This window comes from Acinetobacter sp. V102_4 (assembly GCF_031799005.1).
GTDB lineage: Bacteria > Pseudomonadota > Gammaproteobacteria > Pseudomonadales > Moraxellaceae > Acinetobacter > Acinetobacter calcoaceticus.
The window spans coordinates 143,410-158,254 of record NZ_JAVQNR010000028.1 but is presented as its reverse complement, the minus strand read 5'-3'; the positions used below and the strand labels follow the sequence as shown (position 1 = coordinate 158,254).

The 14,845-nt window shown below is 40.2% G+C and carries 17 protein-coding genes; 8 read left to right on the top strand and 9 right to left on the bottom strand.

Translation table 11 applies throughout. The features are described 5' to 3' along the window. Window positions 1-104: 104 nt before the first annotated feature. The 4 genes from RMB13_RS01375 to ubiG all read right to left on the bottom strand — a co-directional run bounded on the left by RMB13_RS01375 (window position 105) and on the right by ubiG (window position 2,962). Window positions 105-518 (bottom strand): RcnB family protein, encoded by a 414-nt coding sequence (locus tag RMB13_RS01375; protein WP_005037684.1) that lies wholly within the window; start codon window positions 516-518, stop codon window positions 105-107. A gap of 217 nt (window positions 519-735) precedes the next feature. Further along, the gene (locus tag RMB13_RS01370) at window positions 736-1,482 is read right to left on the bottom strand and encodes a YciK family oxidoreductase (RefSeq protein ID WP_005037682.1); all 747 of its coding nucleotides are present in this window, start codon (window positions 1,480-1,482) and stop codon (window positions 736-738) included. A gap of 68 nt (window positions 1,483-1,550) precedes the next feature. Then, a complete protein-coding gene (locus tag RMB13_RS01365; protein WP_080593016.1) occupies window positions 1,551-2,252 on the bottom strand; it encodes an HAD family hydrolase in 702 nt (233 codons plus the stop codon). Further along, window positions 2,249-2,962: a bifunctional 2-polyprenyl-6-hydroxyphenol methylase/3-demethylubiquinol 3-O-methyltransferase UbiG gene (ubiG, locus tag RMB13_RS01360; RefSeq protein ID WP_311084202.1), complete on the bottom strand. Its 714-nt coding sequence runs from the start codon at window positions 2,960-2,962 to the stop codon at window positions 2,249-2,251. The genes RMB13_RS01365 and ubiG overlap by 4 nt, the downstream gene beginning before the upstream one ends. A gap of 180 nt (window positions 2,963-3,142) precedes the next feature. Here ubiG and RMB13_RS01355 point away from each other — a divergent pair, with 180 nt between their 5' ends. Beyond that, window positions 3,143-3,760, top strand: coding sequence for a thiol:disulfide interchange protein DsbA/DsbL (locus tag RMB13_RS01355; protein WP_002120747.1), 618 nt, complete (start codon window positions 3,143-3,145; stop codon window positions 3,758-3,760). A 108-nt stretch (window positions 3,761-3,868) separates the two neighbouring features. Here RMB13_RS01355 and RMB13_RS01350 read toward each other — a convergent pair whose 3' ends face one another. Both RMB13_RS01350 and RMB13_RS01345 read right to left on the bottom strand, forming a co-directional pair. Further along, window positions 3,869-4,516 (bottom strand): TetR/AcrR family transcriptional regulator, encoded by a 648-nt coding sequence (locus RMB13_RS01350; RefSeq protein ID WP_311084201.1) that lies wholly within the window; start codon window positions 4,514-4,516, stop codon window positions 3,869-3,871. A 137-nt stretch (window positions 4,517-4,653) separates the two neighbouring features. Beyond that, complete coding sequence (locus RMB13_RS01345; RefSeq protein ID WP_003655781.1) at window positions 4,654-5,292, bottom strand: TetR family transcriptional regulator; 639 nt, start codon at window positions 5,290-5,292, stop codon at window positions 4,654-4,656. Between the two features lie 173 nt (window positions 5,293-5,465). Between RMB13_RS01345 and RMB13_RS01340 the strand changes: the two genes are divergently transcribed. The 3 genes from RMB13_RS01340 to rph all read left to right on the top strand — a co-directional run bounded on the left by RMB13_RS01340 (window position 5,466) and on the right by rph (window position 8,579). Then, window positions 5,466-6,491 (top strand): ferredoxin reductase, encoded by a 1,026-nt coding sequence (locus RMB13_RS01340; RefSeq protein WP_311084200.1) that lies wholly within the window; start codon window positions 5,466-5,468, stop codon window positions 6,489-6,491. A 33-nt stretch (window positions 6,492-6,524) separates the two neighbouring features. Beyond that, window positions 6,525-7,688, top strand: a complete 1,164-nt coding sequence (locus RMB13_RS01335) for an acyl-CoA desaturase (RefSeq protein ID WP_311084199.1) — start codon at window positions 6,525-6,527, stop codon at window positions 7,686-7,688. Between the two features lie 174 nt (window positions 7,689-7,862). Further along, window positions 7,863-8,579 carry a ribonuclease PH gene (gene rph / locus RMB13_RS01330; RefSeq protein ID WP_005037670.1) on the top strand — a complete coding sequence of 239 codons (717 nt, stop codon included), beginning with the start codon at window positions 7,863-7,865 and terminating at the stop codon, window positions 8,577-8,579. 112 nt (window positions 8,580-8,691) lie between these two features. On the opposite strand, the gene RMB13_RS01325 is transcribed toward rph, so the two are convergent. Continuing rightward, window positions 8,692-8,829, bottom strand: a complete 138-nt coding sequence (locus RMB13_RS01325) for a hypothetical protein (protein ID WP_016801802.1) — start codon at window positions 8,827-8,829, stop codon at window positions 8,692-8,694. A gap of 40 nt (window positions 8,830-8,869) precedes the next feature. On the opposite strand from RMB13_RS01325, the gene RMB13_RS01320 reads away from it, so the two are divergent. Next, window positions 8,870-11,038 (top strand): phosphocholine-specific phospholipase C, encoded by a 2,169-nt coding sequence (locus tag RMB13_RS01320; RefSeq protein WP_311084198.1) that lies wholly within the window; start codon window positions 8,870-8,872, stop codon window positions 11,036-11,038. A gap of 166 nt (window positions 11,039-11,204) precedes the next feature. Here the strand turns inward: RMB13_RS01320 and RMB13_RS01315 are convergent, their stop codons facing one another. Then, complete coding sequence (locus RMB13_RS01315; protein WP_311084197.1) at window positions 11,205-11,390, bottom strand: hypothetical protein; 186 nt, start codon at window positions 11,388-11,390, stop codon at window positions 11,205-11,207. Window positions 11,391-11,461: 71 nt separating this feature from the next. Here RMB13_RS01315 and RMB13_RS01310 point away from each other — a divergent pair, with 71 nt between their 5' ends. Then, a complete protein-coding gene (locus tag RMB13_RS01310; protein WP_005049256.1) occupies window positions 11,462-11,629 on the top strand; it encodes a hypothetical protein in 168 nt (55 codons plus the stop codon). On the opposite strand, the gene nadC is transcribed toward RMB13_RS01310, so the two are convergent. Beyond that, the gene (nadC, locus tag RMB13_RS01305) at window positions 11,626-12,471 is read right to left on the bottom strand and encodes a carboxylating nicotinate-nucleotide diphosphorylase (protein ID WP_045437359.1); all 846 of its coding nucleotides are present in this window, start codon (window positions 12,469-12,471) and stop codon (window positions 11,626-11,628) included. The genes RMB13_RS01310 and nadC overlap by 4 nt on opposite strands. A 171-nt stretch (window positions 12,472-12,642) precedes the next feature. Here nadC and ampD point away from each other — a divergent pair, with 171 nt between their 5' ends. Both ampD and murJ read left to right on the top strand, forming a co-directional pair. Next, window positions 12,643-13,212: a 1,6-anhydro-N-acetylmuramyl-L-alanine amidase AmpD gene (gene ampD / locus RMB13_RS01300; protein WP_005037662.1), complete on the top strand. Its 570-nt coding sequence runs from the start codon at window positions 12,643-12,645 to the stop codon at window positions 13,210-13,212. 72 nt (window positions 13,213-13,284) lie between these two features. Further along, window positions 13,285-14,835, top strand: a complete 1,551-nt coding sequence (murJ, locus tag RMB13_RS01295) for a murein biosynthesis integral membrane protein MurJ (RefSeq protein WP_311084196.1) — start codon at window positions 13,285-13,287, stop codon at window positions 14,833-14,835. Window positions 14,836-14,845 lie beyond the last annotated feature (10 nt).

The window sequence follows — 14,845 nt, the reverse complement described above, 5'->3', positions numbered from 1 at the left end:
ACTATAAAAAATCTTTTTATTTTTGAAATATATAAGTAATAAAAAAAGGATAAAACCCAGAGGCTTTATCCTTTTTTATTCAGCGATAGCGAGGATCTATCGTTTTAAAAACCACGAATACTAACAATACTATTAGAATCAGTGTCGACTAAAATATAGTCATTATTGATTTTGTACCATTGTTGACTGCGGCCTGGTTTCGGCAAGTTACTGTCTTTATAGTCGACTTTGTAGCCATTACCACGATAGTGCTGTGGCATGACATAGCCAGGCTGCCAGCGATGCTGTTTAAGCCGTTCAAAACCACGTTCCTCGCGCATACGGCGTTCGTCACGGACACGATCTTCATCATGATCACGTCCAAATCCTGGCCCACGATCGTTCCATTCACCGCGTGGTCCTCCACCTTTAGGACCTTTGTGGCCATGGCCTCGGTCAAAAGGAGGATCAGCAAAGCTCGCCATACTTGTAGTGAGCACGGCTATGGAAAGGGTTAAGATTGTGAACAACTTTTTCATGATGCATCCTCGTTTACATCTGATGTCTCTCATGTTGAATACTCTACGCGCAAAATGCAGAGAAACTGTGAAGATCATTTAATGGTTCAATTAAAATTACGGATAGATCAAGAGTTTTTATCAATAATAAAAAAGGCTTGTATATATCTTTTCAGGTATAGGCAAGCCAGATTTGATGATCGGCTGTAATTTTCTTTAGCTTTTCATCTTTAACATTTTAATCCTGTGCATCGATACTTTGACCATTGAGCGCCAAGCTATCTTCACCCATTAAATAGAGATAAGCAGGCAAGATCGACTCTGGTGTAGGTAGTGTTTTCGGATCTTCTTGTGGGTAGGCTTTAGCACGCATTGCGGTACGTGTCGCGCCTGGATTAATGCAGTTAAAGCGGATATTTGGATAAGTATTCTCCGCTGCAAAAATTTTGCTGACCGCTTCAATTGCAATTTTTGAGACAGAATATGCACCCCATAAGGCACGTGCTTCGCGACCTACGCCAGAGCTGGTAAATACGACAGAGGCATTTTCTGATTTCTGCAAAAGTGGTAATAGCGCTTGAGTTAATGCAAAAGGGGCGCGTAAGTTAACTGCCATGACATCATCCCATACTTCCGATGGATAATGTGCCAGCTCAACGCGTTCACCTAAAATACCTGCATTATGCAAAATACCGTCAAGACGCCCAAACTGTTTCTCAAGGGTATCGACTAAAAAATCATAATCACGGTCAGAAGCGCTCGAAAGCTGTAATGGTAAAATTGCTGGTTGCGGTGCACCTAGACTTTCAATTTCATCATAAATAACTTCTAGTTTATTTAAGGTTCTACCATGCAGTACAACGGTTGCGCCATGTAGGGCATAAGTCAGAGCTGCAGCTCGCCCAATTCCATCGCCAGCACCGGTAATTAAAATAATTCGATCTTTGAGTAGATCCGGACGAGGTTGGTATTCTGAATATTTCATTGGTAAACCTCCTTCTTTTTATATTGATAAAGCAAAGAACTGTTAAAAAAGCCTATAAAACTCTTATGTTAACTTATCATACGCTGATTTTCCTGTAGAGCAGGAAGCTTTTGACGTAACATATCGTGTAATTCTGTCACCGTATTTACAATCGAATCGGCCTGCCATGCAGCGAGATCATCACGGTGTTCGATTGGTAAATAGCCATATGCAGCCAAAATAGTATACATATTGGCATTGCGACCAGCATCAATATCACGTGGATGGTCACCCACATAAATAATTTCATTTGCTGGGATATTTAACTGTTTAGCCGCCAAATACATCGGTTCAGGGTCTGGTTTGGTTTTACTGACATCTTCAGGACATACCAAAACCGCACAGCGTTCGGTCAGATTTAACTTCTCTAAGAGAGACTCGCTTAAACCACGAGGTTTATTGGTCACAATACCCCATGGAATTTCTTTAGCTTCTAACTCGTCTAAAAGCGGATACATGCCTTCAAATAGGTCTGTATCAACCACAATGTTATTGCCGTAAAGGTCTAAAAAGTTTTGTCGATGCGCCAAGAAAATCGGATTGGTCACATCCAGCTCTGGATAGACCAATTTAACCATCGCACGTGCACCTTCAGAAACCTGAGTACGAATTAGGTCGGCATCAACAACCGGACGTCTTTCATCACGGCACATTTGCTGAATAATACGAATGAAGTCGGCAGCTGTATCAATAAGAGTACCGTCTAAATCAAATAAAACAGCTTTCATCATGCACCTGTATTGATCGTGTGAACCATATAATTAACGTCGACATTTGGCGCTAACCAGTAATGTTTGGTAAGCGGGTTGTAATGCAGTCCAGTCATTTCTTTTAAAGTAAGGCCTGCATTACGAATGTCATGTGCCATTTCAGATGGGCGAATAAATTTATGATAATCATGTGTACCTTTTGGCAACATGCGTAGTACGTATTCTGCACCAATAATGGCAAATAAATAAGATTTTGGGTTACGGTTAATGGTTGAAAAGAACACATGACCACCCGGTTTAACCAAAGCCTGACAAGCTCTTACAATAGATGCAGGATCTGGAACGTGTTCCATCATTTCCATGCAAGTCACTACATCGTATTGACCAGCTTGTTCTTGTGCTAATTCTTCTACAGGAATTTGGCGATATTCAATATTTTGAACATTGTCTTGTTGAGCATGCAAACGGCCTACAGCTAGCGGTGCTTCACCCATATCAATACCGAGTACATCTGCTCCACGACGTGCCATGCTCTCAGCCAAAATACCGCCACCACAGCCGACATCAAGTATTTTTTTACCAGCAAGTCCGCCTACGCGTTCATCAATCCAATTTAAACGTAGTGGATTAATTTGATGAAGTGGGCGAAATTCAGAATGTTGATCCCACCATTTGGCAGCAAGTGCTTCAAACTTTGCGATTTCTTGTAAATCAACATTCAATTGCGACATGGTGCTACCTCTAAACTTGAGTTATCTTTTTGGATGTAGTTCGCCGTTAGTGTAGCGATTATTGGGAAAAAAGCGATAAACCCAATAAAAAACTTCACAGAAGCAAAACGAATTTAGCATATTTGTTTTATATTTAGGGCATAAGCTAATGCATAACAACTTAGAGGAAAAGCTGTAGCAATGAAAAAATTGGTTTTGGGTGGTTTGAGTGCAGCAATTATGGCCGTATCGGGTAGTGCAATGGCAGCAGATTTTGTTGCTGGTAAAGACTACACCGTGATTGCCAATCCAGGCAAAGTGGAAGTCCCGGGGAAAATCGAAGTTCGAGAGTTCTTTTGGTATGGATGTCCACACTGTTTTAAACTTGAACCGCATATGCAAACGTGGTTAAAACAGATTCCTAAAGATGTGCGTTTTGTACGTACACCAGCTGCAATGAATAAAATGTGGGAACAAGGGGCGCGTACATATTATACATCTGAGGCATTAGGTGTACGTAAACGCACGCATTTACCATTGTTCCATGCGATTCAAGTAAATGGTCAACAAATTTTTGATCAGGCTTCTGCGGCTAAGTTCTTTACTCGTTATGGCGTGCCTGAACAGAAATTTAATAGTACTTACAACTCATTTGCTGTGACTGCAAAAGTTGCTGAGTCGAATAAACTTGCTCAACAGTACCAATTAACAGGTGTTCCTGCGGTTGTAGTTAATGGTAAATATGTCGTGCAGGGTGAAGATGGTAAAGTCACTCAAGTTCTTAATTATTTAATTGAGAAAGAACGTAAAGCAAAATAAGTTGTTTAGGCTTTACTTCAAAAATGGGCTTCATCTGAAGCCCATTTTTATTCAATTAAAATTTATATCGATGTTTAATTTTTTGTTAATTATCACGAAATATTTCAATTAATTTTTGGGGCTTTCATCTTCAATTTGAAAATTTAAAACATCAAAATTAACTGTTTGGGTTGGTAGCGATAGGGCCTGATTAATATATAAATTAATTAATTTTTTGCGAGAACCAATAGAACGCTGGTAATACGTAGAATTTAAAAGCAATGATGCGCCATAAGTTAGTGACCAGATATAAGATAAATAATCACGAATAGACATATCATAATTTAATGATTTTAAATAATTTTCCGTAATATCTTTAATAGCTAAAATGCGCTGTTGGCGGATTTCATAAAGTTCTTCGAAAAGATGCTTCAACTTAGACTCTGTCATCGTCAGATTTTCTTCAAGTTGATGCAATAAAATTGTTTTTCCAGGCGTAAGCAAATGGTGAAGCATGTAATGAGGAGCATACTCTTTGAAATCTGTATTATATTTTTTAGAAATTTCTAAAATTTGCTTTTCATTTTGAATAATTAACTCAAGTAGAAGCTCATTTTTGCTTCTAAAATGCTTATAAAGTGTGCCTTTAGCAATATCCAGCTCGGCCACTAACTCATCTAGAGTAATTTCCTGATTGTTTTCTAGTAACAATTTTTCTGCCACGCTCAGAATTTTTTCTTTGCGCATCAAAAACTGTGTATGACGATCAAGATTCATAGGTATTCCCACACCAGTTTGGCCTAACTAATAGTTTACTTCCTGTAAAAAGAAAAAGACTTTTCTCGAAATTTTTAGCCTTTTTCTTTCTCTCTTTACGTATTACCACATAACCTGTTTTTTGTCATTTGCCGCTTTTACCGTTCCCAGTTTGCAATCCCTCTAAAGAGTAAGCGAACTTGTGTAGAGGCATTTTCGATAAAGGCAGTTTGTTGCTGTTTGAGCTGCTCGTCTTGATATTGTTTAGATAGGTTGAGCCACGTCATTGCCCATGTAAATGACATGTTGGTCAAAATGGTGGATAAGACATTTAAGTCTTGAGGTTGTTGAATATGTTTGAAATTTTCGAGTTTGGTAAGATCGGTTGTTAAATCTTCAATCAGAAATTCGATTTCTCGGGCAATTGCTGCACGAACCGTTTCTGAACCGCCCCAACGTTCGGAAATCATAAATTGCCACTGCTTAGGGCTATGATTTACCGCCTGAACAAATAGCTCAATGCTGGTCTGAGTTTTCGTAGATTTATGTTGTAAATAACTTTGACCTAATTGATGTAAAACACTTTTTAAATGTAGCGCGACTTGATCGACCAGTTCTTTACCAAGTTCATCCATATCTTGAAAATGACGATAGAACGCTGTCGGTACCAAACCAACTTCACGTGCAACTTCACGCAAACTGATACTACTGAACGAACGCCCAGACGTGCTCAGATGCAAGGCTGCATCAAGGAGTGCCTGACGACTTTGCTGTTTTCGTTCATCCCGTATCGACATTAAAAGAACCTATTTAAACCGTGAGCCAGAGTCTAACAAAAAAGAGCAAACTTTCATAAAAAAAATAGTGAACAAGTGTTGACTGAGTGAACAGTTATAAATATAGTGTACATATGTTCACTATACGAACATGTGTTCACTCAAATAAATAGCCAGATACAAAAGAGGAACGTATGAACGCAACACTTAGTTATCAGCCACATTTGGTTCGAGAAGATTTCGTTGATTTTGTTTTGCAGAAAATTAACGTGACTTGGGCTTGGAAACGCGTACTTGCAGAAGTTACCGCAGTTCAGTCTCTACATACCGATATGGTGCTTATCAAGCTAAAACCGAATCGTAATTTTAAATTCGATCAGGTATGTGCTGGACAAAGTATTTTATTGACCCTACTTATAGATGGGGTTTACCACCAGCGTAGTTATTCAATTATTGAAGTAACGAATGAAGGGGAAATCTCTTTAGGTATTAAAGTACAGGGCTTAGTGTCTAGTGCAGCACAACTATTACATGTTGGAGAGTGCATTGAGATTTCACAGCCACAAGGTGATTTTACTTTGCACCAAGGCCAGCAACCTGCGATTTTAATTGCGTCAGGTAGTGGCATTACTGCAATTTATTCACTTTTGCAGCAAGCTTTGAAACAGCAGCTCGAACAGATTCATGTCATTTACTTTAATCGAGCAGAAATTTTTCATGCTGAATTAAAAGCTTTGGCAGAAAAGCATCCAGAGCTTCAATATCATTTTTTTAATACCACTGAGCAAAAGCAGCATTTAGATGCGAAATTGTTGGTGAAACTGGTCCCGAACTTTAAAGACCTACAAATGTATGCATGTGGTCATCACGGCATGATGCGTCAGGCACAAGATATTTATAAGCAACATGATGTGTTGGAAAACTTCCATCAAGAGTTTTTCATGCCTGTTCAAATCGAACAGTCTAATGAAGCGCAACCAATCATATTCCGTCGTTCGCAACAAAACTTTCTTGCCGCGACAACGTTATTAAGCAGTGCAGAGCAAGCTGGTTTACGTCCACAGCATGGTTGTCGTATGGGTGTATGCAACCAATGTACGTGTACCAAAGTCAGTGGTGTCACCCAGAATATATTAACAGGTGAAATTGACGATCAACCAAATCGTGCAATTAAGTTATGCGTGAACCAAGCCCTTAGCCCAGTCACGATTGATCTATAAAAACAAACATAAAAGAGATTTGAGGATACCCTTATGAATATGGCAGTGGAAATTAAAGCAACATCAAAATCGGCACATTTAACCCCAGAGCAAACAGAAGCTTTTGGTCGCCGTATTGAAGAAATTCGTCTTGAAGTGATGAAAGATCTCGGGGAAGAAGATTCAAAATATATTTACAAAGTACGTAATTTTGTACGCTACACCGAAATTGCATCACGTAGCATATTGATGTTTGGTGGTTGGATTCCACCTGTATGGTTGTTGGGTACGGCTATGCTAGGCGTATCTAAAATCGTTGAAAACATGGAACTCGGTCATAATGTGATGCATGGTCAGTTTGACTGGTTAAATGATCCAACGCTTAACGGTGCAACCTATGACTGGGATACGGTGTGTACGGGTGAAGACTGGAAATATACTCATAATTATAAGCATCATACCTATACCAATGTGTTTGGCATGGATCATGATATTAGCGGTTATGGTGTGATGCGCATGAGCCGTGAGCAAAAGTGGGAACCTCGTTTTTTATTCAACGTGCCAATGGGTTTTGTATTGTCAACGGGTTTTGAATGGCTACTGGCTTTGCAACGTCTAGAGATGGAAAAAGTATTGTTTGATGGCACCAAAACTTGGAAAGAAGTGTATGTAGAATCTAAAAATCTACGTAAAAAAATGGTACGTCAGTTTGGTAAAGATTATGTGCTATTCCCACTAATTGCAGGACCAATGTTCTTGCCAGTATTGGCTGGTAACTTTTTTGCTAACTTGATCCGTAACTACTGGGCATCGACCGTGATTTATTGTGGCCATTTCACAGAAGACTCTGAAATTATCACTGACAATATTGTTAATGAAACCAAAGCAGAGTGGTACTTGCGTCAGATCCGTGGTTCAGCAAACTTTACTGGCGGTAAAATCATGCATTTCTTGAGTGGCAACTTGAGTCATCAAATCGAACATCACTTATTTCCTGATGTGCCTGCCAACCGCTATCAAGAGATGGCACCTAAAGTACGTGAAGTCTGTGCAGAGTTCGGTCAACAGTACAATACCGCGCCCTTTGGATCTCAAATTTTGAGTGTATATAAACGTCTGGCTGTTCACTCTTTGCCTGACAATGTGGTTGATCGTTTAGTGGCGACCAAACGGACCTTTGTTGAGGCGGTGAAAGGCATGTTTGGCAAAACTGCTTAATAAAGATAGAGCATTGTTTAAGGTATTCCAAATAGCTCCTTTTAAGGGGCTATTTTTATTTTTGAGTTATTAAAAGTGCAGACTTACATTTGAAAGTAGGGAATAAACTCAACCTGTCAAAATCCTTTGCTATACTATGCCCAGATTTGTATTTAAGAGAAGTTAGGAAGGATTATGCGTATTGACCAACGTGAATTAGACCAGTTACGTGAAGTAAAAATCACACGTAATTATACCCGTTATGCAGAAGGTTCAGTTCTGGTTGAGTTTGGTCACACCAAAGTCCTTTGTACTGCAAGTATCGATAATTCGGTTCCACGGTTTTTAAAAGGAAAAGGACAGGGCTGGGTCACTGCTGAATATGGCATGTTACCGCGCTCAACACACTCACGTTGTGACCGTGAAGCAGCGCGTGGTAAACAGTCGGGCCGGACACAGGAAATCCAGCGTCTGATTGGTCGTAGCTTACGTGCTATGGTCGATTTGAAAAAGCTTGGCGAAAACACGATTACCATCGACTGTGATGTGATTCAGGCAGATGGTGGTACACGTACTGCATCAATTACTGGCGCGGCTGTAGCATTGGTTGATGCTATGAATGTTTTATTGTCTCAAAAGAAAATTAAGCATGATCCGCTTAAAGGATTAGTTGCTGCAATTTCTGTGGGTATGTATCAAGACGAAGTATTGCTTGATCTTTGTTATGAAGAAGATTCGAACTGTCAAACTGACTTAAATGTAGTGATGACTCAAGCAGGTGAATTCATTGAAATTCAAGGTACTGCTGAAGACAAACCGTTTACTCGCGCACAAAGCAATGCCATGTTAGAAATGGCTGAAAAAGGAATTGCCGAGCTCGTTAAAAAGCAACAAGAAGCTTTAGGCTGGTAATTTTAAACTTTCTAAAAAAGCGCATCTTCGGATGCGTTTTTTTATGCCTTCATCAAATCGACATAAAAACATCACTTGCCTGTCACTTTTACGCTTTATTAGTAGTTCGCATTTAAACCGTTTGGAAAAAACCAATGCGAAAACTTTCACTTTTATTAATTACATCTTTAGCACTCATGCTCAGTGCTTGTAACGATGATAACGACTCAGACAATTCATCGCCAACAACACCGCCGACCAGTAATTGCAAAATGCACTGTGCACCATAATAAGAACTCAGGATAGAACTAATGAATCGTCGCGAATTTCTTTTAAATTCTACAAAAACCATGTTTGGGACAGCTGCTTTAGCGAGTTTCCCGCTTAGTATTCAAAAAGCCTTAGCTATTGATGCCAAAGTTGAAAGTGGAACTATTCAAGATGTTAAACACATCGTGATTTTGACTCAGGAAAACCGTTCTTTCGATAATTATTTTGGAACACTAAAAGGCGTGCGTGGTTTTGGAGACCGCTTTACCATTCCAATGACCGAAGGCCGAAAGGTTTGGGAACAATATGATGCTAAGAAAAATAAAATATTGCCTTACCATTTGGATAGCCGCTTAGGAAATGCACAGCGCGTTTCAGGTACGCCTCATTCATGGTCGGATGGTCAAGCCGCTTGGGACAATGGTCGTATGAGTGATTGGGTAGCGCATAAAAAGCCGCAGTCGATGGGGTACTACAAAAAACAGGAAGTGGAATATCAGTTTGCATTAGCCAATGCTTTTACCATTTGTGATGCTTACCACTGTGCGATGCATGCCGGTACCAATCCAAACCGTAAATTTATCTGGACTGGAACGAATGGTCCTACAGGTGCAGGTGTTGCCAGTGTTGTAAATGAGTTTGATGGTATTGGTCCTTCAAATGAGGGTTATGAATGGACGACCTATCCTGAGCGCTTACAACAGGCTGGTGTTAGCTGGAAAATCTATCAAAATATGCCGGATAACTTTACCGACAATCCTCTAGCCGGTTTCAAACAGTATCGCCGTGCGAATGAGCAGTCGGGGCAACCTGTAAGTAACGATGCTCTCGTTTGCCCTGCATACGATGAAAAAATCGATGCAACACAGCCGCTTTATAAGGGTATTGCTAACACCATGCCGGACGGTGGTTTTTTAGGAACTTTTAAAACAGATATCGCTCAAGGTAAATTACCGCAAGTAAGCTGGTTGGTTGCTCCTGCGACCTACAGTGAACATCCAGGGCCATCTAGTCCTGTACAGGGTGCTTGGTATATTCAGGAAGTATTAAATGCTTTAACTGAAAACCCTCAAGTTTGGAGTCAGACGGTTTTATTAGTGAACTTTGATGAGAATGATGGTTTCTTTGACCATACTCCTTCACCAAGTGCCCCTTCTAAAGATGAAAAAGGTGTAGTTCAGGGGAAAACGACTTTAAGTGATCAACAAGTATCTTATGAGTACTTTACCCATCCAGCAGTCGCTACAGCAAAATCTCAACCCGCAACAGATGGACGTGTTTATGGACCGGGTGTACGCGTTCCAATGTATGTGATTTCACCGTGGAGTCGTGGGGGATGGGTGAATTCACAAGTCTTTGACCATACTTCTATTTTACAGTTCTTAGAAAAACGTTTTGGTGTGCAAGAGCCAAATATTAGTCCATACCGCCGTGCTGTGTGTGGTGATTTAACGACAGCTTTTGATTTTAAAACTCCGAACCTTTTGCCTGTAAATGACTTAGTAGGTAAGAAAACAAAAGCAGAAGCCGATGCTATTCGTGTTGCTCAAGCTTTATTGCCACAAGTTCCGGTTCCAAGCCAGCAACAATTTGCTCAGCAGGAAATGGGCATTAGACCTTCACGTGCTTTGCCTTATATTTTGCATACCAGTGCTAAAGTCGATGCAGCACAAAAGACAGTCAAGCTGATGTTTTCAAATACAGGTAAACAGGCAGCGGTTTTCCATGTGTATAACCGATTAGATCTTACAGCGATTCCACGCCGTTATATGGTTGAAGCGGGTAAACAGTTAGATGATGTCTGGAATGCTACAAATGGGCAGTACGATTTATGGGTACTAGGACCAAATGGTTTCCATCGTGCGTTTAAAGGTAATTTAAGCCAAGCTAACCAGACTCAAGCATTGCCAGAAATTAGAGTGTGTGTAGAAGAGTGTGATGCGAATTTATATTTAAAAGTTCGTCATGATGGTAGTAAGTCAGTCAAGCTGACAGTCAAAGCAAATGCTTATCTTGCAAATAAGACATGGACTATAGAAACCGACCATTCTGAAAAAGAACTGGTTTTGGATATGTCTGAATTTGGTGGCTGGTATGACTTCACTGTGACATTAGCTGATGATGCTACTTTTAGCCGTCGCTTTGCTGGCCGTATTGAAACCCAAGAAGATTCAATTTCAGATCCATATATGGGTTATTTAGAGTCTTAAGTTGCTATAACGGATGAGTGATTAAGCTGACGTTTTGGGTTAATAATTTATTTTAAATTAGCTAGCACGACGGAGCTTTATCGTTTATTCATCCAGTGGAAGTAGCTAATTCGTTACTTTGGTTTTGCCCAAAGTGAGGTACGTAACAAAGATTAATTAATCTTTGTTACGTACCGAAAGACAAAGACAGGCTTAAAACATTCTTGCGCTTCGACAAAGCTATAATCGCTTTGTCTTGCTCAGGTTGTAGATGACATCTCACATAATCTAATGTTGGGAAATATAAATGAAGAGAGGTACTATCTTGTGGTGTAGATGAATAATAAAAATAAAGGCTTACCTTTTGTAACACAACCTCCTAAGCCTCGTCATATTTATCTTTTATCTTGGAACCCTGATTTTTTAAAGTAATGGGGAAAATTTATGCTACAAGGTTTTATTGTATTATTAGCGGTAGTTACATTTGTTTTAATGGCTGCCGACCCACGTGATAGTGGGGCGCAGGCGACTCAGTCAGCATGGCAGAAAACACAAGCAGCAGACATGACCAAGTCGCAAAAAAATACTAATAACGATGTGGACTTTATTTAAGCATTAAAGCGCATTGATAGATCAACGGCTCTAACGTCTTTAGTCAGTACACCCATAGAAATGTAGTCAACACCTGTGGTGGCAACTTCGCGTAAGTTTTCAATGGTGATATTACCTGATGCCTCTAACTTACAACGGCCTGCAACGTGTTTAACGGCATCAATCATCTGCTGCTGGCTGAAGTTGTCTAGCATAACAATGTCTGCACCAGCTTCAAGTGCTTGATTTAGCTCATCCCAAGTTTCAACTTCGACTTCAACAGGTTTACCCGGTGCAATTTGATGGGCTTTGGCAATTGCCTGAGCAATACCACCTGCTGCCATAATATGGTTTTCTTTAATTAAGAACGCATCAAATAAACCTAGACGATGGTTTTGACCACCACCGATAGCTACAGCATATTTTTGTGCAATGCGTAAGCCCGGCAAGGTTTTGCGTGTATCGAGAAGTTTTGTATTTAAACCTTCGAGCTGTTGAACATATTCAGCTGTTTTTGTCGCAACCGCAGATAAAGTTTGAATAAAGTTTAAAGCAGGGCGCTCTACAGTGAGTAAGCTACGTGCAGAACCAGCAAGCTTTAAAAATGCTTCGTTTGCAGCAACACGCTCACCTTCTTGTTTTAACCAAGTCACTTGAACAGTATTGTCATAAGCTGAGATGAGTGCATTGACCCAAGGTTGGCCAGCTAAGACCATATCTTCGCGGCTAATAATGGTCGCGGTTGCCTGCTCATCTTCAGGCGTGAGCATAGCGGTAATGTCACCGTCCCCAATATCTTCTTGTAATGCTTGTTGAATATTGATTTGAATTGATTGTTCAAGCAAAGACTGAGGTATGCTCATACGGTTTCCATTTTGTAGATGACCCTAAAACTTGCGATATATTAGCACCGTCAACTTTAAAAATAAGCTGTTTTATCAGATTAATCGCGATAAACAATCGCATTTACTACTTTGAAAAGTAGATAACTGTTTTAAACTAAAACAATTGGCAAGCAATTTATTGGCATCTCAATGAAGCAAATCACACCGTATGAAGTTATAGATGGACAATTAAAAGGGGCAAGACAAATCCCTTCTCCAAATTTTAACCAGCGTCCGACTGGTACCGAAATTCAAATGATTGTGGTTCATAATATTAGTTTGCCGCCGTCTCAATTTGGAGGCGGATATATTGAGCAGTTTTTTCAAAACAAGTTAGATTGGTCAGTTCATCCTTATTTCCAGACCATTGAAGGGATGCAGGTTTCTACGCATTTGCTGATTTTACGTAGTGGGGAAGTGCTACAGTTCGTTAATTTTAATGATCGGGCATGGCATGCAGGGCGTTCGAGTTATTTAGCCAAAGTGGAATGCAATGATTATTCAATTGGGATAGAGCTTGAAGGGAGTGATGATTTGCCCTTTGAAGAAGTACAATACAATGTATTAACCGACGTCGTTACTGCCATTCGTCAGGCTTATCCTGAAATTAAAAACCATATTGCAGGACATTCAGATGTTGCGCCCGGCCGAAAAACTGATCCGGGACCTTATTTTAAATGGCAGCACTTTAGACAATTGTTGGGTCAGAAAAAAACTTGAGTTTGTTCATCATTTCACAACGAAAAGATTTTCTAGTTTCATTACAATAGCGTCTTTCGAATATAGCTGTAGGTGAGTACGATGGCATTATGGCGATCGACTTTTATTGTCAGTGCAATGACGATGTTGTCACGAGTGTTAGGGTTAGTGCGTGACGTCGTATTGCTCAACGTGTTTGGTGCGGGTAAAGATTTCGATACCTTCGTCGTCGCTTTTCGTATTCCCAACTTCTTTCGACGATTATTTGCCGAAGGCGCCTTTTCTCAGGCTTTTATTCCAGTATTAACTGAATATAAAACAGGCCGAGCACACGCTGAAGTGCAGATCTTAATTAGTCGGGTATTTGGCTGTTTGCTGACAATCATGACCTTACTGACTTTTGTGGCTATGGTTTTAGCGCCTGCGATCATCTATATGTATGCCCCGGGTTTCCATAGTGATCCTGAAAAGTTCGATTTAGCCGTCAGTATGTTCCGTCTGACCATCCCTTATTTATTGTTTATGTCGCTGACTGCTTTTGCCAGCAGTATTTTAAATAGTTATGGTTCGTTTGCTTCACCAGCTTTTTCACCAGTTTTGCTGAATGTCGCGATGATTGCCGGGGCATGGTGGCTTACGCCGTATATGGCTGAACCGATCAAGGCATTAGGCTGGTCAGTTGTTGTGGCAGGTGTTTTGCAGTTAGCGATACAAATTCCAGAGCTATGGCGTAAAAATCTGCTGATCCCACCTAAAGTTGATTTTAAGCATGAAGGTGTAGAACGTATTTTAAAGTTAATGCTGCCAGCATTATTTGGGGTATCTGTTACCCAGATTAATCTGTTATTAAATACGATTTGGGCATCTTTCATGCAAGATGGTTCTGTATCTTGGCTCTACAGTGCAGAGCGTATGACTGAATTGCCGTTAGGTTTAATTGGTGTTGCGATTGGTACAGTGATTTTACCTTCACTTTCTGCGCGTCATGCAGAACAAGATCAAGCAAAGTTCCGCGGTATGATCGACTGGGCGGCAAAAATTATTGTATTAGTTGGCTTACCAGCAAGTATTGCCTTATTTATGCTTTCTACACCGATTATTCAGGCATTATTCCAGCGTGGCGAATTTGACCTACGTGATACACAAATGACAGCTCTAGCACTGCAATGTATGAGTGCAGGCGTGATTTCGTTTATGCTGATTAAAGTCTTTGCACCTGGTTTTTATGCACAGCAAGATACCAAAACACCAGTACGTGTTGGTTTAATGTCAGTCGCAGCGAATGCTATTTTAAACGTTGTATTTATTGGTTTCTTTAAGCTGATTGATTGGCATGCAGAGCATATGGCACTTGCTTTGGCATCTTCAGGCTCAGCTTTGGTGAATGCAGGTTTACTCTACTTCTATTTGCATAAGCGTAATATTTTTCGATTTGGTTCACATTGGAAAAAGCTGTTTCTTCAATATGGTTTAGCGAACCTTGCCATGATTGCAGCACTTTGGTTTGCGTTAAATTGGTATAACGGTGAACTTTCACAGTGGTTACGTGTTGCCGAAGTGGTTGGATTGTGTGTAGTTGGTGTAGTAGCTTATCTGGTTGCTCTCGTCGTTACAGGTTTTCGTCCTAGAGACTTAAAACATTAAAAAATGGAGA

Bases quoted from the DNA above. Each gene is read 5' to 3' on its own strand.
- nadC (WP_045437359.1), bottom strand. From the start codon at position 12,471: ATGAGCATACCTCAGTCTTTGCTTGAACAATCAATTCAAATCAATATT.
- RMB13_RS01370 (WP_005037682.1), bottom strand. From the start codon at position 1,482: ATGAAATATTCAGAATACCAACCTCGTCCGGATCTACTCAAAGATCGA.
- RMB13_RS01310 (WP_005049256.1), top strand. From the start codon at position 11,462: ATGCTACAAGGTTTTATTGTATTATTAGCGGTAGTTACATTTGTTTTA.
- ampD (WP_005037662.1), top strand. From the start codon at position 12,643: ATGAAGCAAATCACACCGTATGAAGTTATAGATGGACAATTAAAAGGG.
- RMB13_RS01375 (WP_005037684.1), bottom strand. From the start codon at position 518: ATGAAAAAGTTGTTCACAATCTTAACCCTTTCCATAGCCGTGCTCACT.
- RMB13_RS01365 (WP_080593016.1), bottom strand. From the start codon at position 2,252: ATGATGAAAGCTGTTTTATTTGATTTAGACGGTACTCTTATTGATACA.
- RMB13_RS01355 (WP_002120747.1), top strand. From the start codon at position 3,143: ATGAAAAAATTGGTTTTGGGTGGTTTGAGTGCAGCAATTATGGCCGTA.
- RMB13_RS01345 (WP_003655781.1), bottom strand. From the start codon at position 5,292: ATGTCGATACGGGATGAACGAAAACAGCAAAGTCGTCAGGCACTCCTT.
- RMB13_RS01320 (WP_311084198.1), top strand. From the start codon at position 8,870: ATGAATCGTCGCGAATTTCTTTTAAATTCTACAAAAACCATGTTTGGG.
- RMB13_RS01335 (WP_311084199.1), top strand. From the start codon at position 6,525: ATGAATATGGCAGTGGAAATTAAAGCAACATCAAAATCGGCACATTTA.
- RMB13_RS01350 (WP_311084201.1), bottom strand. From the start codon at position 4,516: ATGAATCTTGATCGTCATACACAGTTTTTGATGCGCAAAGAAAAAATT.
- RMB13_RS01340 (WP_311084200.1), top strand. From the start codon at position 5,466: ATGAACGCAACACTTAGTTATCAGCCACATTTGGTTCGAGAAGATTTC.
- rph (WP_005037670.1), top strand. From the start codon at position 7,863: ATGCGTATTGACCAACGTGAATTAGACCAGTTACGTGAAGTAAAAATC.
- ubiG (WP_311084202.1), bottom strand. From the start codon at position 2,962: ATGTCGCAATTGAATGTTGATTTACAAGAAATCGCAAAGTTTGAAGCA.